The organism is Pseudophaeobacter sp. C1-32P7, assembly GCF_041008775.1.
Taxonomy (GTDB): domain Bacteria; phylum Pseudomonadota; class Alphaproteobacteria; order Rhodobacterales; family Rhodobacteraceae; genus Phycobacter; species Phycobacter gallaeciensis_A.
Map to the genome: position 1 here is coordinate 47213 of NZ_JAXGFR010000009.1, position 20821 is coordinate 68033.

The following is a 20821-nucleotide window of genomic DNA, read 5'->3' on the forward strand; positions in this document are numbered from 1 at the left end:
CGCCCGGAGGCTAAGACCTAGCCGTGCGAACGCGACGTCAGTAGGGCAGACCCACATAATTTTCGGCGAGCGAAGCCTGCGCCGCCTCCGAAGAGAACAGGTAATCAAGGTCGGTACATTGCAGGCGCTGATCCACTTCCTGCGCATCTGGGAAGAGATGCAACAGGTTGGTCATCCACCAGCTGAACCGCTCTGCCTTCCAGACCCGGGCCAGTGCCTTTTCGGAGTAGCCATCCAGCCCGGCGCTGTCGCCATTGAGGTAGTGATCCATAAAGCCATGGTAGAGATAGTAGATATCCGACGCAGCCGAGTTCAGCCCCTTGGCCCCGGTGGGCGGCACGATATGCGCCGCATCCCCGGCCAGGAACAGATTGCCATAGCGCATCGGCTCGGCCACGAAACTGCGCAGGGGCGCGATGGATTTCTCGATCGACGGACCAGTTTCCAGTCCAGCGGCCACATCCTCAGGCAGGCGGCTCTTCAGCTCTGCCCAGAAAGCATCATCCGACCAGTCCTCGGGCTTATCCGTCAGTGGCACCTGAATGTAATAGCGGCTCAGCACCTGGCTGCGCATCGAGCAAAGCGCAAAGCCGCGCTCGTGACGAGCATAGATCAGCTCGGGCGAGACGGGCTTGGTTTCCGACAGAATGCCCAGCCAGCCAAAGGGATAGACCTTTTCGTATTCCTTCAGCACATCGCCGGGAATAGATTTGCGGCTGACCCCGTGGAACCCGTCGGCGCCGACGATGAAATCGCAGTCAATTCGGTGCTCAGATCCGTCTTTATCGTAGGTAACATAGGGGCTTTCGGACTTCAGATCATGCGGCTGCACATTGGCGGCCTCGTGAATGACGGCCCCATCCATGGCATCGCGGGCGGCGTATAGATCGCGCGTTACCTCGGTCTGGCCATAGACCATGACCGTGGCGCCATCTGCGTATTTTTCCAAATCGATACGATCGCTGCGCCCCTGGTGGGCGATATAGAAACCTTCGTGCACCTCGCCTTCGGCATCCATGCGCTCTCCGCAGCCTGCCTCGCGCATCAGATTGACGAAACCATGCTCCAGCACGCCCGCCCGGATCCGGCCCAACACATAGTCGCGGGATTGCCGTTCCAGTACGATGCTATCGATCCCCTTGCGGTGCAACAGCTGCGACAACAGCAGGCCCGAAGGACCGCCTCCGATGATTGCAACTTGGGTTTTCTGCACGGTCATAAGCGCGTCTCCGTTTCATGGTGACGGGCAATATGACGCGGGGTCCGGGATTTGCGAATGGACCATGCGCGCAAGTTCTTGTACATTTCGCACATGACCAGCGCTCTTCAGATCCGCAGCTACAACCTGTTCGGGGAAACCGATGAACTGGCGGACGTGCTGCATGTGGAGACGATCCGCTCCCGCTCCGAGCAGCATGATTGGCAGCTGTCACCGCACCGGCACGCCCGGCTGCATCAGGTTCTGTTCATGACCAGTGGCGGCGGCGTGGTAGATCTGGACGGGGAAGCACATACCCTGCCCGCCCCCTGTTTCGTCAATATACCTCGCGGGGTTGTTCACGGTTACACGTTCGAGCCAGAGACCAGCGGCTGGGTTGTCACCCTGCCCTCAGACCTTGTTGATCATTGCATCCGCAGCGGCGAAGGCGTGCGTGGCCCGCTGGATCATGCCTGCGTTTTGCCGCTGCCACCGGACCTGCGCGGCATGGCCGAAACGCTGTATCAGGAATACCACGGCCAGAATTTTGCCCGCGCGCAACTGCTGCGTTCGCTCGCCGGAACTCTGACCGCCCTTGTCGCCCGCCATATTCACACTGCTGAGGGCGGCGACCGTCAGAATGGTGGCAACCCGATCTTTTCCCGCTTTGAAACCCTCGTGGAGCAACATTTCCGCAGCCGCCGCCCGCTGGCGGAGTATGCCCGCGATCTCGCCGTCTCCCCGACCCATCTAAACCGGATCGTGCATCAGGTCACGGGCCAGTCCGCATCGCATCTGGTGAATGAGCGCATGCTGCGCGAAGCCCGGCGGATGCTGCTTTATACGTCGCTCAGCGCGGCGCAGATCGCCTATGATCTTGGGTTCAGCGATCCCGCCCATTTCAGCCGCGTCTTCACCAAGGGCACCGGCATGCCGCCGCGCGCCTTTCGCAAACAATTGGGCGACAGCGCCTGACACCGATCAGCGCTTGCTGCCCCCGGCGCCTGGCAGCAAACCATTCAGGATCATTGCAAGATACTGTTCGGCAATTTCCTCGTGGGGAACCGGCCGGTCAGTGCGGTTCCAGAAAGGGATCCAGTTCAGCGCGCCAAATACCCCGGCCGCCACAAGACGCGGATCGCAATGACGGATGACGCCTTCGCGAATCCCCTTCTCAATCAGCATCCGCAGCTGAAAATCCACCCGAGCTTTACCCTCGTGCAGGGCCTCGCGCCGCTCGGGCGACAGGCTGTGCGCCCGCACCATGGCCAGGCTGGCGCCAAGATCGGTGGACACCCACTCGCAATAGCCGCGGATCAGCCGCGAAATCCGCTCAGCCACTGGCAGGCTGTCATCGCGGCTGATCTCCATCACCTCGCCCAGGAATTCCAGGCTCAGCTGGTGGCAACCGAACAGGATGTCCTCCTTGCTTTGCACATAATAGTAGATCGTGCGCTTGGTAATGTTGAGCGCGGCGGCGATGTCCTCAAGCGAGGTCTGCTCGTATCCCTGATCGTTGAACAGGCGCGCACCGGCCATCAGCACTGCGCGGCGTTTGATCTCGCGCTGCGCACTCCGGCTGTCTGCCGTTTTCGTCCAGGTTTTATTGCCCATCGCCGTTCTTCCCCCGGCTTGCCCCATACAAGGTCTGACCTATTGACGCCCGGTAATTACACTCATCAGTTACACTCTTCTTGACAGTTTGCCCAGCCCGAACCGAAAGTAACCCGGAAGTGTAATTCCGACTCGCGCAAGGGAGAGAGCCAATGTCTGCACATGTGATGGTTGCCGGGGTGGGTATGACCAAATTCGCCAAACCCGGCCAGAATGAACCCTATACCAAAATGGGCGCTACCGCCGTGCGCGATGCGCTGAAGGACGCGGGCCTGCCCTATGATGCCGTGCAGCAGGCCTATGCGGGCTATGTCTATGGTGACAGCACCTGCGGTCAGGCGGCGCTTTACAAGGTGGGCATGACCGGCATTCCGGTGATGAACGTCAACAACAACTGCTCGACCGGATCGACCGCCCTGTTCATGGCGCGTCAGGCGGTGGAATCGGGTGTTGTCGATGTGGCGCTGGCGCTTGGCTTTGAGCATATGAAACCCGGCGCACTGACCTCGCACTGGGATGACCGGCCCAGCCCGTTTGATGCCTTTGACGCGGAAACCGACGATCTGGTCGGCCAGCCCGAGATCCCGCTGGCGCTGCGCTATTTCGGCGGTGCGGGCAAGTCGCACATGGAGAAATACGGCTCCACCATGCTGGACCTCGCGCGCATCCGCGCCAAGGCGAGCCGCCATGCGGTGAACAACCCGCTGGCCCTGTTCCGAAATGAGCTGTCGCCCGAGGATGTGCTAGAAAGCCCCACCATCTGGGAAGGCGTGATGACCCGCCTCATGGCCTGCCCGCCCACCTGCGGCGCGGCGGCGGCGGTCGTGGTCAGCGAGGCCTATGCCAAGAAACACGGGCTGAACACCAACGTGCGCATCGCGGGCCAGGCGATGACCACCGATTACGCCAGCACCTTTGACGCCCACGACATGATGAAGGTCGTCGGCTACGACATGACGGCAGCCGCCTCGAAACAGGTGCAGGAGCAAACCGGCATCGGCATCGAAGACGTCGACGTGATCGAACTGCACGACTGTTTCGCCCATAACGAGATGATCACCTACGAAGGTCTTGGCCTCTGCCCGGAAGGCGGCGCATCCAAGTTCATCGCCGATGGCGACAACACCTATGGCGGCAAATATGTGACCAATCCCTCCGGCGGGCTTTTGTCCAAGGGACATCCCCTTGGCGCGACCGGCCTTGCGCAATGTTACGAGCTGACCCGCCAGCTGCGCGGCACCGCAGGCAGCACGCAGGTCGAAGGCGCCCGCACGGCGCTGCAGCACAACCTCGGCCTTGGCGGCGCCTGCGTCGTCACCATGTATCAGGCGCAGTGAGGCGGCGATGATCGACACCTCTTACATCGGCCACGTGACCGATCCCTATGCGGTCACGGTGGAGAAAGGCCGGTTGCGGGATTTTGCCCGCGCAACCGGCCAGAGCGACCGCGTCTATCTGGATGAGGAGGCCGCGAAGGCGGCGGGCTATCGTGGGCTGCTGGCACCGCCCACCTACCTGTTCTCGCTGGATCTGGACCGCGAAGATCCGTTCTATTTCATCACGCTCTTGAAGATCGACATCGCAAAGGTCCTTCATGGTGAGCAGGCCTTTACCTATGGCGCGCCGATGTGCGCCGGGGATACCATTACCCTGGTGAGCAAGGTCACTGACATCTACGCCAAGAAAGGCGGCGCCATGGAGTTCGTGCATCTGAAAACCTCGGCCACCAACCAGCTCGGCGAAGACGCAGGCAGCATGACCCGCACCGTGATCGTGAGGCACCCGCAATGACCATGCCAACCTATGCCGAGATCAAGGTGGGCGACGCGCTGCCGCCCCTCACCACCAAGGAGATCACCCGCACCACGCTGGCGCTGTTCGCCGGCGCCTCGGGCGATCACAACCCGATCCACATCGACATCGATTTCGCGAAACGCGCAGGCATGCCGGACGTCTTTGCCCACGGCATGCTGAATATGGCCTATCTGGGCCGCCTGTTGACGGGTTGGGTACCGCAATCGGCCTTGCGCGAATTCACCACCCGGTTTGTATCGATCACCCAGGTTCACGCGGTGATTACCTGCACCGGCAAGGTGGTGGAAAAACGCGACGGCAATCTGGTGGCGCTTGAGATTGAGGCTGCCGATCAGAACGGCGAGGTCAAACTGGCCGGGACCGCCCTGATTGAGCTGCCATAACGACAAAGGACACTGAAGAGATGAGCAAACTTGCAGGCAAGACCGCCTATGTCACTGGCGCCGGACGCGGTATCGGCCGTTCCATCGCGCTGAAACTGGCCGAGGACGGCGCCAATGTGGTGCTGAACGATCTGGACGCGGAACCCGCAAACGCCGTCGTTGCCGAAATCGAAGCGATGGGCCGCAAGGCGCTGGCCATTCCCGGTTCCGTCACGGCGGCAGGCTTTGCCGATGATTTTATCCAGGCCGGGATCGACAAGTTCGGCGGCATCGACATCATCGTCAACAACGCCGGCTACACCTGGGACAGCTTCATCGGCAAGATGAGTGATGAACAGTTCGACGCCATGATCGATGTACACCTGAAGGCGCCCTTCCAGATCCTGCGCGCAGCGTCGCCCTTTATCACCCAAGCGGCTGCGGATGAGGCCGCCGAAGGACGCGAGGTTTTCCGCAAGGTGGTGAATATCTCGTCGATCTCCGGAACTGGCGGCAATCCGGGACAGGCGAACTATTCCGCTGCAAAATCCGGCGTCATCGGCCTGACCAAGACGATGGCCAAGGAATGGGGCCGCTTCAAGGTGAACGTCAACGCAGTGGCCTTTGGTATGATCTCCACCCGCCTGACCGAAGCCACGGACGAAAAGAAATCGATCGAGGTCGAGGGCAACAAGATCGGCATCGGCATCCCCAAGAAACTGGTGCAGGGCATGGAGATGATGATCCCCGTGGGCCGTGCGGGCACGCCCGAAGAGGCCGCCGGCGGCGTCTACCTCTTTTGCATCCCCGAAAGCAACTATGTCTCGGGCCAGACCCTGATCGTGGGCGGCGGCCTGTCCGGCACCTGACCCACGCCACACTCTGAAACAGCGCACAGGCCCGCCCCACACCGGGGCGGGAGTTACTACGGGAGACGACATAAATGCTGGAAGGTACCCGCATCATTGAGGTCGAAGGCCTCGGCCCCGGCCCCTTTGCCGCGATGACGCTCGCCGATATGGGCGCCGATGTGATCTGTATCCATCGCAAGGGCGGCGGCGTCACTCCCGGCATGCCGGAACGCTCGGTTCTGGATCGTGGCAAGCGCTCGATCGAGCTGGACCTGAAGGATTCCGAAGACATCGAGACCTTCATGGCGCTGGTGGAAACCGCCGATGGTCTAATCGAAGGTTTCCGCCCTGGCGTGATGGAAAAGCTCGGCATCGGCCCCGAGGCCTGCCATGCGGTGAACCCGGCCCTTGTCTTTGGCCGCATGACCGGCTGGGGCCAGGACAGCGCCCTTTCCCATGCGGCAGGGCATGACCTCAACTACATCTCTCTGTCTGGCGCGCTGTGGTACGGGTCGAACCCCGGCGATGCGCCGCTGACGCCCGCCACGCTGGTCGGCGATATCGGCGGCGGCGCCATGTATCTGGTGGCGGGTATGCTCGCCGGTATCCTGCGCGCCCGCACCAGCGGCGAAGGCTGCGTCGTCGATGCGGCGATCTATGACGGCTCGGCCCATATGATGAACCTCCTGATGAGCATCCGTCAGGCCGGGAACTTTGGCGATACACGCGGGCAGAACCTGCTTGATGGCCCGCACTGGAGCCGCACCTACGCCTGCGCCGATGGTGGCTTCATGTCGGTGCAATGTCTTGAGCCGAAATTCTATGCCCAGTTCCTGTCATTGATGGATCTTGCGGAGGATACCGATTTTCAGCGTCAGTTTGACAAATCACTCTGGCCCGCGCTGACCGGGCGTCTGGCCGGTATCTTTGCCAGCCAGCCCCGCGATCACTGGGCAGGTATTTTTGAGGGCACCGATGCCTGCGTCGCGCCTGTTCTCAGCCCCGGCGAGGCGCTGACCCATCCTATGAACGCCCGCGGCACCTGGGTCGAGGCACATGGCGCGCTTCAGGCCGCCCCCGCCCCACGGTTCTCTGATGCGGGCGACTGGACAGCGCCCGAAAGCCCCGCACGGGGGCAGCACGCGCCCGAAATTCTGACCGAACTGGGCCGAAAGAAGGACTGATCCCATGACAGCGCATGTCTCTCCCTGGATGACGGATGAACTGGCAATGCTGCAGGACAGCTGCCGCAGCTTCTTCACCGCCGAAATGACCCCGCATGAAGAACGCTGGCAGAAACAAGGCCATATCGACCGGGAGTTCTGGAACAAGGCGGGGGAATTCGGCCTCCTCTGCGCCAGCGTCCCCGAGGAATACGGCGGCATGGGCGGCGATTTCCGGCACGAGGCGGTAATCACCACCGAACAGTTCCGCGCCGCCGGGTTTTCCGGCTTTGGCAATTCCGTCCATAGCCAGATCTGCGCGGGCTATATACTCGATTATGGCACCGAGGATCAGAAACAGCGCTGGCTGCCAAAGATGGCCAGCGGCGAAATGGTCTGCGCCATCGCCATGACCGAACCCGGCACCGGGTCGGACCTGCAGAACATCAAGGCGAACGCCCTGCGCGACGGCAACGACTATGTGCTGAACGGCTCCAAAACCTTCATCACCAATGGTCAGCAGGCGGATCTGATCATCGTGGTCTGCAAGACCGATACCACGCAGGGCGCCAAGGGGATCTCGCTTCTGGTGGTGGAAACCGAGGGCGCCGAAGGGTTTGCGCGGGGTCGCAACCTCGAAAAGCTGGGCCTCAAGAGCCAGGACACCTCCGAATTGTTCTTTGACGATGTGCGCGTGCCGCCCGAGAACCTTTTGGGCGGCGTCGAGGGACAGGGATTCTATCAGCTGATGAAGGCCCTGCCTCAGGAACGGCTGGTGATCGCCCTTGGCGCCGCCGCCGTGATCGAGAAGGCACTGGAAGACACCATCGCCTATACCTCAGAGCGGCGTGCCTTTGGTCAGGCGCTGATCGAGATGCAGAACACCCGATTCAAGCTGGCCGAGGCCAAGACCATCGCCCATATCGCCCGCGTGTTCCTGGATGACTGCGTCGCCAAGCACCTGCGCGGAGAGCTGGACGCCGCCACCGCCTCAATGGCGAAATGGTGGGTGACGCAGATGCAATGCGATGTCGTCGACGAATGCCTGCAACTGCACGGCGGCTATGGCTACATGCTGGAATATCCCATCGCCAATATGTACGCCGATGCCCGCGTGCAAAAGATCTACGGCGGGTCGAACGAGATCATGAAAGAGTTGATTGCCCGCACCCTGACCGAATAAAAAGGCCGAACGGCGCGGCTCAGCCGTCCTTCTGGGCGGCTGCGGCCTTCTTCATGCGGGCCAGCAACTCTGCCTTGGTTTCGCGCTTGCTGTAGGGGTTCTTGTCGGTGCCCTTGGCGTTATGTTCGCTGTGGCGGGGTTCGTTGCGGCCCGGTTTCTGGCCGCCTTGCTTGCTGTAATCCATTACTCTCGCTCACATATTGATTGGCTGAACGCGACGCACGATCAGGCTTCGCGGACCGTATCGATCATCAGCTGCACATTGTCCGGGTCGGCGTCCGGGGTGATCCCATGGCCAAGGTTGAAGATATGCGGGCCGCCGCGCAGGGCGTTGACGATGCGGCGGGTGTCATTGATCAGATCCTGACCACCGGTCACCATGTGACGCGAAGCCAGGTTACCCTGCACGCAGCCGTCAATCTGCACATGTTCAGCGACCCATTCCGGGGTCACCGAATTATCCACCGCTACGCAATCGACACCTGTTGCCTTGGCAAAACCGATATACTTATCGCCCGCCTCACGCGGGAAACCGATGACCGGGATGCCGGGGTGACGCTCTTTCAGCGCCGTGGTGATCTGGCGGCAGGGCTCCAGTGCGTACTTCTGGAAATCCTCACCTTTCAGCGATCCGGCCCAGCTGTCGAAGATCTTCACCACTTCGGCACCCGCCTCGATCTGCTTTGACAGGTAATCGATGGTCGCCTCGGTAATGCGGGTCAGAAGCGCCTCGAACAGCGGACGGTTTTCCGCCTTCAACGCATGGGCAGGCCCCTGATCCGGGGTGCCGCGTCCGGCGATCATGTAGGTCGCCACGGTCCAGGGCGCGCCAGCAAAACCGATCAGAGCCGTCTCGCTGGGCAGTTCCCCCTTCAAAATGCGCAGGGTCTCGTAGATCGGGTTCAGCGTCTCGTGGATGTCGCTGACCGGGCCAAGCTTGGCAAAATCCGCATCGGTGGTGATGGTCGACAGGCGCGGCCCTTCGCCGGTGACGAACCACAGATCCGCGCCCAGCGCCTGCGGCACCAACAGGATATCGGCAAACAGGATCGCCGCATCGAACCCATAGCGGCGGATCGGTTGCAGGGTGACCTCGGCAGCCAGTTCCGAGTTATAGCACAGCGACAGGAAATCCCCGGCCTGAGCCCGCGTCGCACGGTATTCCGGCAGATAGCGGCCCGCCTGACGCATCATCCAGATCGGCGGCACATGCTGTTTTTCGCCTGCCAATGCGCGCAGCAGTTTCTTCTGTTCGGCCATGGGATCCCTCGCTTCTCTCTTGGATACTGAGGTCTAGGCTGAGCGGCAAATTGTCAAGGGTGGTGAGGCCGATGCTTGTCACGGCATAATGTCGCGAATAAAGGTTCTGACATGACACAGAACCTGCCCTCCCCCGCTTCGCCCCTGAAGATCGGCACCCGTGGCTCGCCGCTGGCCCTGGCTCAAGCCCATGAGACGCGCGACCGTCTGGCCGCCGCGTTCGAGCTGCCGCAGGAGGCCTTCGAGATCGTCGTCATCAAAACCACCGGTGACAATCAGGCGCTGATCGCAGCGGACCGCCCGCTGAAGGAGATCGGCAACAAGGGCCTGTTCACCAAGGAAATCGAAGAAGCGATGCTGACCGGCGCCATCGACATCGCGGTGCATTCGATGAAGGACATGCCAGTGGCGCAGCCTGTGGGTCTGGTGCTGGATTGCTACCTGCCGCGCGAAGACGTGCGCGATGCTTTCATCTCCCCGAGCCTGTCCTCGATCACCGAACTGGCGCCGGGCTCTGTCGTGGGCACCTCCTCGCTGCGCCGCCGCGCGCAATTGCTGAACCGCCGCCCCGATCTGAAAGTGGTGGAGTTCCGCGGCAACGTGCAGACCCGCCTGAAGAAACTCGACGACGGCGTGGCCGAATGCACCTTCCTGGCGATGGCCGGGCTGAATCGTCTGGCGATGGAGAACGTGCCCGCAACCGGCATCGACACGGACGACATGCTGCCCGCCGTGGCGCAGGGCGCCATTGGCATCGAACGGCGCGCAGATGACAGCCGCTCGGGCGATATGCTTGCGGCCATCCATGATACAGAGACCGCACAGCGTCTTGCGGCCGAACGCGCCTTTCTGGCGGCTCTGGACGGGTCTTGCGAAACGCCCATCGCGGGTCTTGCGGAGCTTGACGGCACCACCCTGCGCCTGCGCGGCGAAGTGCTGCGCCCCGATGGCTCCGAAGCCCTTCAGGACGCGCAGACCTGCGCGATCGAGGACGGACCGGAGCTGGGCCGTGACATGGCGGCAAAACTGCTGAAGCAGGCCGGGGAAGGTTTCTTCGACTGGCGCGGCTGACCGCCCTGTCCCGGACCTGACGCCACGGTTTTCTTGACCTGTTTGCGCTTCTGCTGGAAGCCTGAGGCTTGGGAGGACTACACGCATGACACCGGGAAAAACATATCTCAGCTCTGACGAAATTCGCCCTTTGGCGGAACGATCGGATCCTATGGGACTGTGGTTGCTACTGCACTGCTGGGGCACGATTGCCCTGGTGATCGCGCTCTTCGCGCTCTGGCCCAATGTTCTGACCTTTGTGCTCGCCGTGATGGTGATCGGCTCGCGCCAGCTGGGGCTGGCGATCCTGATGCACGAGGCCGCCCATAACGCGCTATTCAAGACCCGCCGCTGGAATGAGCTTGCCGGGGACTGGCTCTGCGGTCGCCCCATTCTGGCGGATCTGGGCGCCTATCGGCATTACCATCTGACCCATCACCGGTTCACCCAGACGGACAAGGACCCCGATCTGGTCCTGTCGTCGAAATTCCCCACCTCCCGCGCCTCGCTGCGGCGCAAGTTCACCCGCGATCTAACCGGGCAGACCGGCATCAAACAGCTTCTGGGCCAGATCGCCATGTCCCTGCAGCTGGCCGGAGATGACGACGCGATCAAGGCGGCGAGTTCCGATTTCGCCCAAAGCTTCAAGGCACCGCGCCTTTGGGGGGCACTGCCGGTATTTTTCGGCATTGCCCTGCTCATCAGTCTGATTGGCGACTGGTGGTGGGGGCTTGCCTTCTGGCTGCTGCCCTATCTCACTTGGTTCCAGTTCGTGCTGCGGGTGCGCAACATCGCCGAGCATGGCGCCACCGAGCAATCCGAAAACCCGCTGCAGAACGTGCGCACCACCCGCGCAGGCCCGCTCGCCCGGCTTCTGGTGGCGCCCTATTGGGTGAACTACCATCTGGAGCATCACATGGTAATGCACGTTCCCTGCTGGCAGCTCAGACGCATGCACACCCTGTTGCTGAAAAAGGGGCTGGGGGAGCAGATGCGCATCGCGAAAGGGTATGGTCAGGCCTTGGCCGAGGCAGGCTGGCGGCGAGCCTGATCCTGCGCTCTACTGTTCCAGCTGGCCGGACCAGCGCAACCAGCTTTCGGGACTGTCGTGGAACACATTGAGGTCCACGTCGCCATCGATCCCCGGCACCCGCCCGGTGCCGGTGTATTGCCAGAGCCGCCAGAAGGCGCTGGGATAGGTCTGGCGCGGATGCCCGGCGACAGAGCGCAACCAGAACTCCGTGCCCCGCAGGCGACCGATACCGGTTTCAGCAAAGAAATCCACCGTGGTGTAGATCACCGGGCGGCGGCCATAGTGAGCCTCCAGAATATCCAGAAACTTGCGCGCCTCAGAGCGGATATGCGCACCATCGGGGCGATGCCTGCAGGTCTTTGAGTGGTGGTTCCACTCCATATCCAGAACATGGGGCAACGCCTTGGCATCACGCGGCACGTTGCGGATGAACCACCGCGCCTGCTCCCGCGCCGGGCGACAGAAGTAGAAATAGTGATAGGCGCCCCGCGGCAGCCCCGCCCGTGCGGCGCCGCGCCAGTTGTCGCGGAACTTCGGATCCAGCAGATCGCCACCCTCGGTCGCCTTGAGATAGGCAAAGGAAACGCCTGCCGCCTTGGCCGCGTCCCAGTCGATGTCGCCCTGCCAGCGCGACACATCAATTCCGTGAATGGCGTAGGAGTAGGGCGTGCGTCCCTCCCATGAATGCGGATCGCTGTCCTCAAACCGGGGATAGGTCACCAGCCGGGCCAGCTGTGCATCGGACGGAAGCTGGGTCGGCGCCGGGCGCTCCGGCTCGGGCCGGGTGCCGCAAGCAGCCAGTGCCATAAGGCAAAGGGCCGACATCAAAAAGAACCGCATCATCCCTCCGCACACAAACAAACACAGTCTTTTGCCCCGCCTCTGGCCCGCGCGGACTACATCCTCGGATTTTTTCGCAGAAACCGATATGCCCGGAGCCAGTTTGCTGCGCCGCTCAGACCCATTTGGCCAGCGGCGGCAGGCTCATCAGAACCGCATTAGCATCATGCCCGGTTTCCAGACCAAATTTGGTCCCCCGGTCATAGACCAGATTATACTCGGCATAGAGGCCACGATGCACCAGCTGCGCCTCCTTGTCCTTGTCATCAAAGGGCTGAACCCGGCGTTTTTCCACCAGCGGCAGATAGGCTGGCAGGAAGGCGCGGCCAATGTCCTGGGTCAGAGCGAAATCCGCCTCCCAGTCACCGGTGCAACGATCATCCATGAAGATGCCGCCCACCCCGCGCGCCCGATGGCGGTGCGGGATGTAGAAATACTCATCCGCCCATTCCTTCAGACGCGGATAGAGATCCGTGCCATGCGGGTCGAGATGCTGTTTCTGCTGCGCATGAAAATGCGCGGTATCCTCGGCATATTCGATGCAAGGGTTGAGATCCGAGCCCCCGCCAAACCACCAGGCATGCGGTGTCCAGAACATACGGGTGTTCATGTGAACCGCAGGCACATGCGGGTTCTGCATATGCGCAACCAGCGAAATGCCCGAGGCCCAGAACCGCGGATCGTCCTTCATGCCCGGAATGCCCTTGCGCGCCGCCATGGCGTTCTGCGCCCGCTCGCCGAGCGTGCCGTAGACCTCCGAGATATTGACGCCGACCTTTTCAAAGACACGGCCGCCCCGCATCACGCTCATCAGCCCGCCGCCCGCGTCCGATCCGTCATCCGCGGTGCGCTTTGTCTCGCTCACCTCGAACCGGCCCGGCGCCTGATCGGAGAAGGGGCCAGTGTCATGGCTCGCCTCAAGCGCCTCGAAGGCCGCGACGATCTCATCGCGCAGGGTGCGGAACCAGGCGGCGGCGCGGGCTTTTTCGTCTTTCATTTCTGCAGTCATTTCAGAGCGTCTTTCGGTACTTGTGGGACGCCGCGCTGCGTGAGCGCAGGCAGGCCCCGGCATTCATCAGTGAACAGGAGCGGCAACGGAATCCAGCAGCGTGCGACCACCATCGACCGTCACGATCTGACCCGTCATGAAACTGGCCGCGTCCGAGGCCAGGAACTGCGCCGTTTCGGTCAGCTCAGTCGGTGCGGCGATGCGGCCCAGCGGGGTGTGGTCTTCGATGTCCTGACGATAGGCGCGGTTATCCTTGAGCGTGCCCCTGAGCGACGCGCTCATCACCGAGCCAAAGGCGATGGAATTCACCCGGACCCCGTGCGGCGCAAAAGAGACAGAGAGCGAGCGGGTCAGCTGATCCAGCGCCGCAGAAGCAACGGAATAGGCCATCAGATCGGGGTGGGTGCGCCGCGCCGCGATCGACGACAGGTTGATGATGGCGCCGCGCGCAGCGCCCGGCTCCCGCCCCTCGCCCTGCTTGATCATCCGCCGCGCCGCCTGCTGCGACAGACGCAGGGTCGGCAACAGGTTCTCGGTCAGCAGCAGTTCCAGCGACTCGTCCTTCGGGTCCAGCGGGTCACTCGGGACCACCTGACGGGCGCCGTTGACGAGGATATCCACGTCTTCGAAGGCATCGATGGTCGCCGACAACAGATTGGCGATGGTCAGCCTTTCGCGCAGATCACCGGCGAAGTAGCGGATGTTGCTTTCGTCGGCCTGCTCTCCCAGTTCGGCGATCAGGGCCGCCTCGTTGGTATCGGCAAACATGACGTTGGCACCGGCATCCGCGAACTGCTTGCCAATGGCCAGACCAATCCCGCTTGAGGCGCCGGTCACGATGGCAGTTTTGCCGGAAATCGAAAAGGACATTCGGGCACTCCAGAATGTTGCGTCGCGTAGTGAAAACTGAGCCGGAGCCTAGACCGGACCATTCGGTTTGAAAACCTGCAATACGGGGTGACCTTACCGCCCTAACGCCGCTGCCGCTTGGGGCGGCTGGCGTGCAAGACCTTGAACCGGTTGTCGCCTGCGGCTTCCTCGACCGCGGCAAACCGCTCTGACAGGGTGATCTCATAGGGCAGATGCCGGTTGGCAACCATCCACAGATGCCCCGAAGCGGTCAGCATCTCGACAGCGCGGGAAATGAAGGCCTTCCCCAGCTCCGGCTCAGCGCTGCGGCCGCTGTGAAACGGCGGGTTCATCACCACTGCGTTCATCTGCCCCGGCGCCTTCCAATTGCGCACATCGGCCCAGTGGAACTGCGCCCGGTCATCGGCAACGTTGCGCCGCGCGCAGGACAGCGCGTCGTGATTGGCTTCGACCAGATGCAGCTCTTCGATTTCGGGATGGCTCAGCATCTGGCGGGACAGATAGCCCCAGCCTGCGCCGAGATCGGCAACGGCGCGGCCAAGTTTTGCAGGCAGGGCGTCGACCAGCAGTTTCGAGGCCGGATCGATACCATCGGCGGAAAATACCCCCGGCACGGTCACGAAGCCCTCAACCTCAACGCCGTCTGCGGGCGGCAACCAGTCGGACAGCGCATCGCTGCCGCCATCGAACCAGAAGACCTTGCCATGCGCCTTGGACACCGGTTCGGACGGGGACATGCGTTTGCGCAGTTCCTTCAGGATGGAATCGATGCCGTCCGTCTTGGCCCCATCTACCAGCACCGGCCCGTCGGTCAGGGCCGAAGCCTGCGCCACCGACATCCGCGACTGCGCCTTGGCGCGGGACAGGAACACCACGGCAGCGGCAAACCGCATGTCATCCGGCAATTCGGGGCGACAATCGTACCCTTGCGCGGCAAAGGCATCGTATTCACCGCGCATCGGCTGGATCAGCACCAGCTGATCCTTTGGCAGGCACGACAGATCGTGCTCCGCGCGCGGGTGGAAAACGGCGATACGGCCCTCTGCAGGCACCGCAAAGCCGCCCGTCTCAAGAGCGAGCGACAGGCGAACGGACATAGCGGAACCTCTTTAGTCTTCTTTTTCCATGGTGCATTGCAGCGGATGCTGATGGCGACGGGCAAAATCCATCACCTGCGCGACCTTTGTCTCGGCGATCTCGTGGCTGAAGACACCAACCACGGCCAGACCTTTTTTGTGCACGGTCAGCATGATTTCAAACGCCTGCGCGTGTGTCATGCCAAAGAACCGTTCCAGCACCATGACCACGAATTCCATCGGGGTGTAGTCATCGTTGAGCAGCAGAACCTTGTAGCGCGGCGGTCGCTGGGTTTTCGGCCGGGTCTTGGTCAGGACACCAAGATCGCTGTCGTCGTCCGAGTTGTCCGTCATCATCACTGGCTGAAGCAGCATAGCGTCTCTATTCCGGTCGTGCTTGGATTGGTTTCATCGCATATATAGCGTTTTGACCGCGCAGGAAAAGAGAGTGTATGGCCTCAGTGACACGCAATTTGACGACAATCGGTTTTGATGCCGATGACACCCTCTGGCACAACGAGCGTTTTTTTCGTGTCACGCAAGAGCGTTTTGCCGAGTTGTTGCAGGATCATACGCCGCAGGACATGGGTCCCGATGCGCTAGCCGCGCGGCTGCTGGAGGCGGAAAAGCGCAACCTCGGACGCTATGGCTACGGCGTGAAGGGCTTCACCCTGTCGATGATCGAAACCGCCATAGATGTCACCGAATCACAGGTCCCGGCCAGCGTCATCAAAGAGCTGATCGTCGCCGGACAGATGATGCTGTCCTATCCGATCGACCTGCTGCCCCATGCCCGTGAGGCCGTGGAGAAACTGGCTGGTGACTACCGTATCATATTGATTACAAAAGGTGACCTTCTGGATCAGGAGCGCAAGCTGGCACAATCGGGGCTGGGCGATCTGTTCGATGGGGTCGAGATCGTTTCGGAAAAAACCGCCCCTATCTACCACGATATCTTCGAGCGGCACGGGACCGGCGCGGCGCAGGCAATGATGGTGGGAAACTCCATGCGCTCGGACGTGGTACCGATGATCAAGGCCGGAGGCTGGGGCACCTATGTGCCGCACGGGCTGATCTGGGAGGTTGAGCACGCCGAGGCACCCGAGGGGCACCCCCGGTATCACGAGATTTCGGACCTTGGCTGCATTCAGGATCTGATCCGGGAAATCGGATAGAACTCAACCCGCAAGCCGCACAGCTCGACGCGCCAAAAATCTGTTGCCGAAACGCATCGCCTAGACTGATTTTTCAGCGCTGCAAAGCGGGCGAGACGCTCAATTTTCGACCTTTTTGCTCAACACTTTTTTAACCAAACGCACATCTAGGCAACACAGTCAAAGCCGCTACAACATGTCGGTATATGTACCTGCCGCAGCCGCAGAACCGGTCACGGAAATGGTTTATTCCAGCGCCATCACATGCTACCGTTTTGTTAAAGAAGTAGAACAGTCAGCCGGAAAACCGGCGGCGAGAGGCAGAAAATGGCAGATATCGTGCAGGTCAGGTGTATTCCGCTGACCCACGCCCTGCGGGCATTCGTCCGGCAGATGGCTTGGGCCTTGGGTGTTGTTCTAACAGTCGCGTTGGTGGGCCTTCCGCCTACCCAGGCAACCGCCGCCCCCTATGCGGCAATGGTCGTGGATGCCCGGACCGGCGAGGTGCTGCACTCGCGCAACGCCGACACACGCCTGCACCCGGCTTCGCTTACCAAGATGATGACGCTCTACATCGCGTTTGAAGCAGTCCGGAACGGTGAAATCTCGCTGGATACCAAGGTTCGCATCAGCAGCAACGCTGCCTCCGAGCCGCCCTCCAAGCTCGGACTTCGCTCGGGGCAGCGCATCGCATTTCGATATCTGATCCGTGCCGCCGCAGTGAAATCAGCCAATGACGCCGCAACCGCCATCGGCGAAACTCTGGCCGGATCCGAAGCCGCCTTTGCCCGCCGCATGACCCGCACCGCAAAGGCGCTTGGCATGTCCCGCACGACCTTCAAGAACGCCCACGGTCTGACCGAAAGCGGCCATATGTCCACCGCCCGGGACATGACCACCCTGGGACGTCACATGCTTTATGACTACCCCGAGTATTATAACCTGTTTTCGCGCACCTCCACCGACGCCGGCGTGCGCGTCGTGCCCAACACAAACCGCCGCCTTCTGGCGGCCTACAAGGGCGCTGACGGGATCAAGACGGGCTATACCCGCGCCGCCGGTTTCAACCTCGTGGCTTCGGCCAAGCGCGGCAACGAGCGAGTGATCGCTACCGTGTTCGGCGGTAAATCCTCGACCTCGCGCAACGCCAAGGTCGCAGAGCTTTTGGACCTCGGCTTCCGCCGTGCCCCGGCGCACGCGAAACTGCGCAAACCGGCGATGCCCGCCTATGTGGGCAACCAGAACATCCAGGTGGCTGATGGTGCCGCAGGCAAGACCATCCGCGTCAGCGGCCGGGTCCAAACCAGCCTGCGTCCGCGCCTGCGCCCCGCAACCGAACCTGCCGAAGATACAGCGCCGGTGCTGGTCGCCGAAGCCAGCCAGGCCACAGAAGAAACCGCTGCGGATACCGTGGCATCGACGCCCAAGCTCGACCCCGAGATCCTGCAGGCCAGCGTCGAAGCCGCAATCACCGAAGCCAAAGTGGTTCCCGCCTCTGCCGAGAAACCGACCGTTGGCACGGCTGTAAAGACCTTCTTCAAGGGCCTGCGCCCCGTCGCCCGCCCGGCCAGATTGGCAAAGGCAGAGACCGCCGCCGAGCCGGAACCGGTTGTTGTCACCCGTCTTTCGACCTCCGGGGGGCGCTATTGGGGTATCAACGTGGGCCGCTACACCAACCGGTATGAAGCGGAAAAGGTCCTTCTGCGCACGGCCCTGTCGGAAATGGAAACGCTCAATGGCTCGCTGCGCAAGGTGTCCAAATCCAGATTGGGGTTTGAAGCCAACTTCCTTGGCATGAGCAAGGAAAGCGCGGAACTGGCTTGTCGGCGCCTACAGGCCCGCAACGTGACCTGCGATACATTGGGACCTGCCTCCTAACCCCCTTGCCCCATGCAAGGGGCAAGGCACCAGACCACCAGAAACGACAAAGGCCCCGGACGACGGGGCCTTTTCTTTTGTGTGATCCTGCACAGCGCCAAGGGTCAGGGTTTCGGGTGATCATCCCATTCATCGCTCAGGATGCGCCGAGCATCGCCTTCGGGATCGTCATACTGGTTCGACCGCACGGTGTAGATAAAGGCAACAAGCGCCGCGCCGCCCAGGATCAGCGAAATTGGGATCAAATAGGACAGGACGCTCATCTTGCGGACTTTCTCAGCTCAGGATTTCAGGCGCAGCGCGTTCAGCGATACGGTGATCGAAGAGCTGGACATCGCCAGCGCCGCGATCAGCGGCGTTGCCAGCCCTGCCACAGCCAAAGGCACCGCGATCACGTTGTAAAGGGTGGCAAGGCGGAAATTCTCGCGGATCCGGCGGATCGCCTTTTGCGCCACGGTGCAGGCATCGGCGATGGGTTCGAGATCTTGCCCCAAAAGCACGATATCCGAGGCCACCCGCGCCGCATCCAGCGCCGAGGCTGGCGAGATCGATACATGCGCTGCCGCGAGGGCCGCAGTGTCGTTCAGACCGTCCCCGACCATCAGCACCTTGCGCCCCTGCCCTGCAAGCATGCGGATGCGCCCAGCCTTATCCTCCGGCAGCGCCTCGGCCACCCATTTTTCGATGCCAAGCCGCTTCGCCAGCGCCTCCACCGCGCCGGTGGTATCGCCCGAAATCAGCAACACGTCCTTACCCGCCTCCTGCAGCGCACGCACCGCTTCGGCCGCGCCGGGACGCAGCGCATCAGTGAACAGGAAACCGCGCGGATTGCCATCGCCGGTATCAAGCCAGGCAGCCGTCTGACTGCCCTGCGCGGCGCCAACCCAAGCCGCCCGGCCCAACCGCACGCGGCGGCCTTGGAAAATGCCTTCAGTGCCGTAGCCCGGCACCTCTTTCAGCTCAAAAACCTCCGCCGGAGTAATCCCGGCCTCCCGCGCGGCACGTGCCAGCGCCACCGACAGCGGATGCGCCGAGGGCGCGGCCAGTGCCAGCGCGATTTCCAAATCGGATTTCACCATCTCGTCCAGATTGACCAACTGGGGTGTGCCAGCCGTCAGGGTCCCGGTCTTGTCAAAGACAACGGTATCCACGCCTGCAAGCCGTTCCAACGCAGTGGAATGCTTGATCAGCATGCCCTTCTTGAACAGCCGTCCCGAGGCTGCGGTGGTCACCGCAGGCACCGCAAGGCCCAGCGCACAGGGACAGGTGATGATCAGAACCGCCGCAGCGATGTTCAGCGCCGTGCGCACATCAAAGGTGTAAAGATACCAGCCCACAAAGGCGAGCGCCGACAGGATGTGCACCCCGGGCGCGTAGAGTTTGGCGGCCTTGTCGGCCAGCGATGTATAACGTGAGCGGCCCGACTCGGCGATCGCCACCAGATCGGCCATGCGATGCAGAGAGGTATCCTCCCCCACCGCCGTTGCGCGAATGGTCAGTGGCCCGGTCAAGTTCACCTCGCCCGCCGAAACCCCGGTGCCGGGACCGGCAAAGACTGGCAGCGTTTCCCCTGTCAGCAGGGACCGGTCCAGTTCCGAATGCCCATCGGTCACTTCCCCGTCCACCGGCATACGCCCGCCGGGACGCACCAAGATCAGATCGCCGATGGCCAGATCGGCGACAGGGACCTCATATTCCTGACCGTCCAGCAGCCGGATCGCGCGAGGCACCTCAAGCGCCGCAAGCTCCTGCGCTGCTGACCGCGCCACAGCACGGGTGCGATAGTCCAGATAACGGCCTGCCAACAGGAAAAAGGTCAGCGTCAGCGCTGCATCGAAATAGGCATGTTCCCCCGACAGCGAGGTTTCCCAAAGCGAGGTCACCAATGCCAGAACCAGAGCGAGAACAATGGGCACATCCATATTGAGGCGCCCGACCTTCAGTGCGCTCCAGGCGTTCTTGAAGAAAGGCTGCGCCGAGAAAATGATCGCCGGAAAGGTGATCGCCGCCGAAATCCAGTGGAACATGTCCCGCGTCGCGTCCGAAGCTCCGGACCAGACAGAGATCGACAGCAGCATGACGTTCATCGAGGCAAAGCCCGCAACCGCCAGCCGCATCAGCAAATCCCGGCCTGCGGTATCGTTCTGGGTTGCCGCAAGGGCGGTCACATCCAGCTCATGCGCCTCATACCCCAGATTTTCGAGCACCGGGATCAGATCGGCGGCGTGTACATCTGGCTCCGCTTCGATCAGAGCCCGTTTCAGGGTCAGGTTGACCCGCGCCGATTTTACGCCCGGATGGGCGTTCAGCCCGCGCTCGACCGCGGAAATGCAGCCCTGACAGTGGATTGACGGCAGGGACAAGGCCAGCCGTGCGTCTGTCGGAGCCTGTTCCACAGCTCCAGACGGCGCCGCAACGCAGCCCGGGCACACTGCCATCTGAGGACGCATCGGAGCCGTCATCTG

General features: G+C 62.0%; 22 protein-coding genes. 11 read left to right on the forward strand and 11 right to left on the reverse strand.

The features are described from left to right. Nucleotides 1–37 precede the first annotated feature (37 nt). Nucleotides 38–1219: a 4-hydroxybenzoate 3-monooxygenase gene (gene pobA, locus SM763_RS14050; RefSeq protein ID WP_368998911.1), complete on the reverse strand. Its 1182-nt coding sequence runs from the start codon at nt 1217–1219 to the stop codon at nt 38–40. 93 nt (nt 1220–1312) lie between these two features. Between pobA and SM763_RS14055 the strand changes: the two genes are divergently transcribed. Next, a complete protein-coding gene (locus SM763_RS14055) occupies nt 1313–2173 on the forward strand; it encodes a helix-turn-helix domain-containing protein (RefSeq protein WP_368998912.1) in 861 nt (286 codons plus the stop codon). 6 nt (nt 2174–2179) lie between these two features. On the opposite strand, the gene SM763_RS14060 is transcribed toward SM763_RS14055, so the two are convergent. Further along, nucleotides 2180–2812, reverse strand: a complete 633-nt coding sequence (locus tag SM763_RS14060) for a TetR/AcrR family transcriptional regulator (protein WP_065271258.1) — start codon at nt 2810–2812, stop codon at nt 2180–2182. Nucleotides 2813–2964: 152 nt separating this feature from the next. On the opposite strand from SM763_RS14060, the gene SM763_RS14065 reads away from it, so the two are divergent. From SM763_RS14065 to SM763_RS14090, 6 genes are all read left to right on the forward strand, one after another. Beyond that, nucleotides 2965–4149, forward strand: a complete 1185-nt coding sequence (locus SM763_RS14065) for a lipid-transfer protein (RefSeq protein ID WP_368998913.1) — start codon at nt 2965–2967, stop codon at nt 4147–4149. Nucleotides 4150–4156: 7 nt separating this feature from the next. After that, entirely contained in the window at nt 4157–4603 is a 447-nt protein-coding gene (locus SM763_RS14070) for a MaoC family dehydratase N-terminal domain-containing protein (protein WP_065271260.1), read from the forward strand. Beyond that, nucleotides 4600–5010: a MaoC family dehydratase gene (locus SM763_RS14075; RefSeq protein ID WP_368998914.1), complete on the forward strand. Its 411-nt coding sequence runs from the start codon at nt 4600–4602 to the stop codon at nt 5008–5010. The genes SM763_RS14070 and SM763_RS14075 overlap by 4 nt, the downstream gene beginning before the upstream one ends. A 20-nt stretch (nt 5011–5030) precedes the next feature. Beyond that, complete coding sequence (locus SM763_RS14080) at nt 5031–5858, forward strand: SDR family NAD(P)-dependent oxidoreductase (RefSeq protein ID WP_368998915.1); 828 nt, start codon at nt 5031–5033, stop codon at nt 5856–5858. A 74-nt stretch (nt 5859–5932) separates the two neighbouring features. After that, on the forward strand, nt 5933–7024 hold the full coding sequence (locus SM763_RS14085; protein ID WP_368998916.1) for a CaiB/BaiF CoA transferase family protein: 1092 nt from the start codon (nt 5933–5935) through the stop codon (nt 7022–7024). Nucleotides 7025–7028: 4 nt separating this feature from the next. Then, nucleotides 7029–8186, forward strand: coding sequence for an acyl-CoA dehydrogenase family protein (locus tag SM763_RS14090; protein WP_368998917.1), 1158 nt, complete (start codon nt 7029–7031; stop codon nt 8184–8186). A 19-nt stretch (nt 8187–8205) separates the two neighbouring features. Here SM763_RS14090 and SM763_RS14095 read toward each other — a convergent pair whose 3' ends face one another. Beyond that, nucleotides 8206–8370 (reverse strand): hypothetical protein, encoded by a 165-nt coding sequence (locus SM763_RS14095; RefSeq protein WP_165832675.1) that lies wholly within the window; start codon nt 8368–8370, stop codon nt 8206–8208. A gap of 41 nt (nt 8371–8411) precedes the next feature. Then, nucleotides 8412–9446: a uroporphyrinogen decarboxylase gene (gene hemE, locus SM763_RS14100; protein ID WP_368998918.1), complete on the reverse strand. Its 1035-nt coding sequence runs from the start codon at nt 9444–9446 to the stop codon at nt 8412–8414. A gap of 111 nt (nt 9447–9557) precedes the next feature. On the opposite strand from hemE, the gene hemC reads away from it, so the two are divergent. Both hemC and SM763_RS14110 read left to right on the forward strand, forming a co-directional pair. Further along, nucleotides 9558–10517 (forward strand): hydroxymethylbilane synthase, encoded by a 960-nt coding sequence (hemC, locus tag SM763_RS14105; RefSeq protein WP_368998919.1) that lies wholly within the window; start codon nt 9558–9560, stop codon nt 10515–10517. 85 nt (nt 10518–10602) lie between these two features. Further along, nucleotides 10603–11547: a fatty acid desaturase family protein gene (locus SM763_RS14110; RefSeq protein WP_368998920.1), complete on the forward strand. Its 945-nt coding sequence runs from the start codon at nt 10603–10605 to the stop codon at nt 11545–11547. A gap of 9 nt (nt 11548–11556) precedes the next feature. On the opposite strand, the gene SM763_RS14115 is transcribed toward SM763_RS14110, so the two are convergent. From SM763_RS14115 to clpS, 5 genes are all read right to left on the reverse strand, one after another. Next, nucleotides 11557–12369, reverse strand: a complete 813-nt coding sequence (locus SM763_RS14115) for a glycoside hydrolase family 25 protein (RefSeq protein WP_368998921.1) — start codon at nt 12367–12369, stop codon at nt 11557–11559. Between the two features lie 115 nt (nt 12370–12484). Then, a complete protein-coding gene (hemF, locus tag SM763_RS14120) occupies nt 12485–13378 on the reverse strand; it encodes an oxygen-dependent coproporphyrinogen oxidase (RefSeq protein ID WP_274829711.1) in 894 nt (297 codons plus the stop codon). Between the two features lie 66 nt (nt 13379–13444). Further along, on the reverse strand, nt 13445–14248 hold the full coding sequence (locus SM763_RS14125) for an SDR family NAD(P)-dependent oxidoreductase (protein WP_368998922.1): 804 nt from the start codon (nt 14246–14248) through the stop codon (nt 13445–13447). Nucleotides 14249–14349: 101 nt separating this feature from the next. Then, nucleotides 14350–15345, reverse strand: coding sequence for a class I SAM-dependent methyltransferase (locus SM763_RS14130; RefSeq protein WP_368998923.1), 996 nt, complete (start codon nt 15343–15345; stop codon nt 14350–14352). Between the two features lie 12 nt (nt 15346–15357). Next, nucleotides 15358–15699 carry an ATP-dependent Clp protease adapter ClpS gene (clpS, locus tag SM763_RS14135; RefSeq protein WP_065271271.1) on the reverse strand — a complete coding sequence of 114 codons (342 nt, stop codon included), beginning with the start codon at nt 15697–15699 and terminating at the stop codon, nt 15358–15360. 86 nt (nt 15700–15785) lie between these two features. Here clpS and SM763_RS14140 point away from each other — a divergent pair, with 86 nt between their 5' ends. Next, nucleotides 15786–16499 carry an HAD family hydrolase gene (locus SM763_RS14140; protein ID WP_368998993.1) on the forward strand — a complete coding sequence of 238 codons (714 nt, stop codon included), beginning with the start codon at nt 15786–15788 and terminating at the stop codon, nt 16497–16499. Nucleotides 16500–16805: 306 nt separating this feature from the next. Then, complete coding sequence (locus SM763_RS14145) at nt 16806–18356, forward strand: serine hydrolase (RefSeq protein ID WP_368998924.1); 1551 nt, start codon at nt 16806–16808, stop codon at nt 18354–18356. A 104-nt stretch (nt 18357–18460) separates the two neighbouring features. Here SM763_RS14145 and ccoS read toward each other — a convergent pair whose 3' ends face one another. Together ccoS and SM763_RS14155 are read right to left on the reverse strand one after the other, a co-directional pair. Next, on the reverse strand, nt 18461–18619 hold the full coding sequence (ccoS, locus tag SM763_RS14150) for a cbb3-type cytochrome oxidase assembly protein CcoS (RefSeq protein WP_065271273.1): 159 nt from the start codon (nt 18617–18619) through the stop codon (nt 18461–18463). A gap of 18 nt (nt 18620–18637) precedes the next feature. Next, complete coding sequence (locus SM763_RS14155) at nt 18638–20818, reverse strand: heavy metal translocating P-type ATPase (protein WP_368998925.1); 2181 nt, start codon at nt 20816–20818, stop codon at nt 18638–18640. Between the last annotated feature and the right edge of the window lie 3 nt (nt 20819–20821).

Coding starts and splice junctions, on each gene's coding strand:
- SM763_RS14115 (WP_368998921.1), bottom strand. CDS start 12,369: ATGCGGTTCTTTTTGATGTCGGCCCTTTGCCTTATGGCACTGGCTGCT.
- SM763_RS14055 (WP_368998912.1), top strand. CDS start 1,313: ATGACCAGCGCTCTTCAGATCCGCAGCTACAACCTGTTCGGGGAAACC.
- hemF (WP_274829711.1), bottom strand. CDS start 13,378: ATGACTGCAGAAATGAAAGACGAAAAAGCCCGCGCCGCCGCCTGGTTC.
- SM763_RS14065 (WP_368998913.1), top strand. CDS start 2,965: ATGTCTGCACATGTGATGGTTGCCGGGGTGGGTATGACCAAATTCGCC.
- SM763_RS14075 (WP_368998914.1), top strand. CDS start 4,600: ATGACCATGCCAACCTATGCCGAGATCAAGGTGGGCGACGCGCTGCCG.
- SM763_RS14125 (WP_368998922.1), bottom strand. CDS start 14,248: ATGTCCTTTTCGATTTCCGGCAAAACTGCCATCGTGACCGGCGCCTCA.
- SM763_RS14145 (WP_368998924.1), top strand. CDS start 16,806: ATGGCAGATATCGTGCAGGTCAGGTGTATTCCGCTGACCCACGCCCTG.
- SM763_RS14080 (WP_368998915.1), top strand. CDS start 5,031: ATGAGCAAACTTGCAGGCAAGACCGCCTATGTCACTGGCGCCGGACGC.
- SM763_RS14130 (WP_368998923.1), bottom strand. CDS start 15,345: ATGTCCGTTCGCCTGTCGCTCGCTCTTGAGACGGGCGGCTTTGCGGTG.
- hemE (WP_368998918.1), bottom strand. CDS start 9,446: ATGGCCGAACAGAAGAAACTGCTGCGCGCATTGGCAGGCGAAAAACAG.
- SM763_RS14095 (WP_165832675.1), bottom strand. CDS start 8,370: ATGGATTACAGCAAGCAAGGCGGCCAGAAACCGGGCCGCAACGAACCC.
- clpS (WP_065271271.1), bottom strand. CDS start 15,699: ATGCTGCTTCAGCCAGTGATGATGACGGACAACTCGGACGACGACAGC.
- ccoS (WP_065271273.1), bottom strand. CDS start 18,619: ATGAGCGTCCTGTCCTATTTGATCCCAATTTCGCTGATCCTGGGCGGC.
- SM763_RS14060 (WP_065271258.1), bottom strand. CDS start 2,812: ATGGGCAATAAAACCTGGACGAAAACGGCAGACAGCCGGAGTGCGCAG.
- SM763_RS14155 (WP_368998925.1), bottom strand. CDS start 20,818: ATGACGGCTCCGATGCGTCCTCAGATGGCAGTGTGCCCGGGCTGCGTT.
- SM763_RS14110 (WP_368998920.1), top strand. CDS start 10,603: ATGACACCGGGAAAAACATATCTCAGCTCTGACGAAATTCGCCCTTTG.
- SM763_RS14085 (WP_368998916.1), top strand. CDS start 5,933: ATGCTGGAAGGTACCCGCATCATTGAGGTCGAAGGCCTCGGCCCCGGC.
- pobA (WP_368998911.1), bottom strand. CDS start 1,219: ATGACCGTGCAGAAAACCCAAGTTGCAATCATCGGAGGCGGTCCTTCG.
- SM763_RS14070 (WP_065271260.1), top strand. CDS start 4,157: ATGATCGACACCTCTTACATCGGCCACGTGACCGATCCCTATGCGGTC.
- hemC (WP_368998919.1), top strand. CDS start 9,558: ATGACACAGAACCTGCCCTCCCCCGCTTCGCCCCTGAAGATCGGCACC.
- SM763_RS14090 (WP_368998917.1), top strand. CDS start 7,029: ATGACAGCGCATGTCTCTCCCTGGATGACGGATGAACTGGCAATGCTG.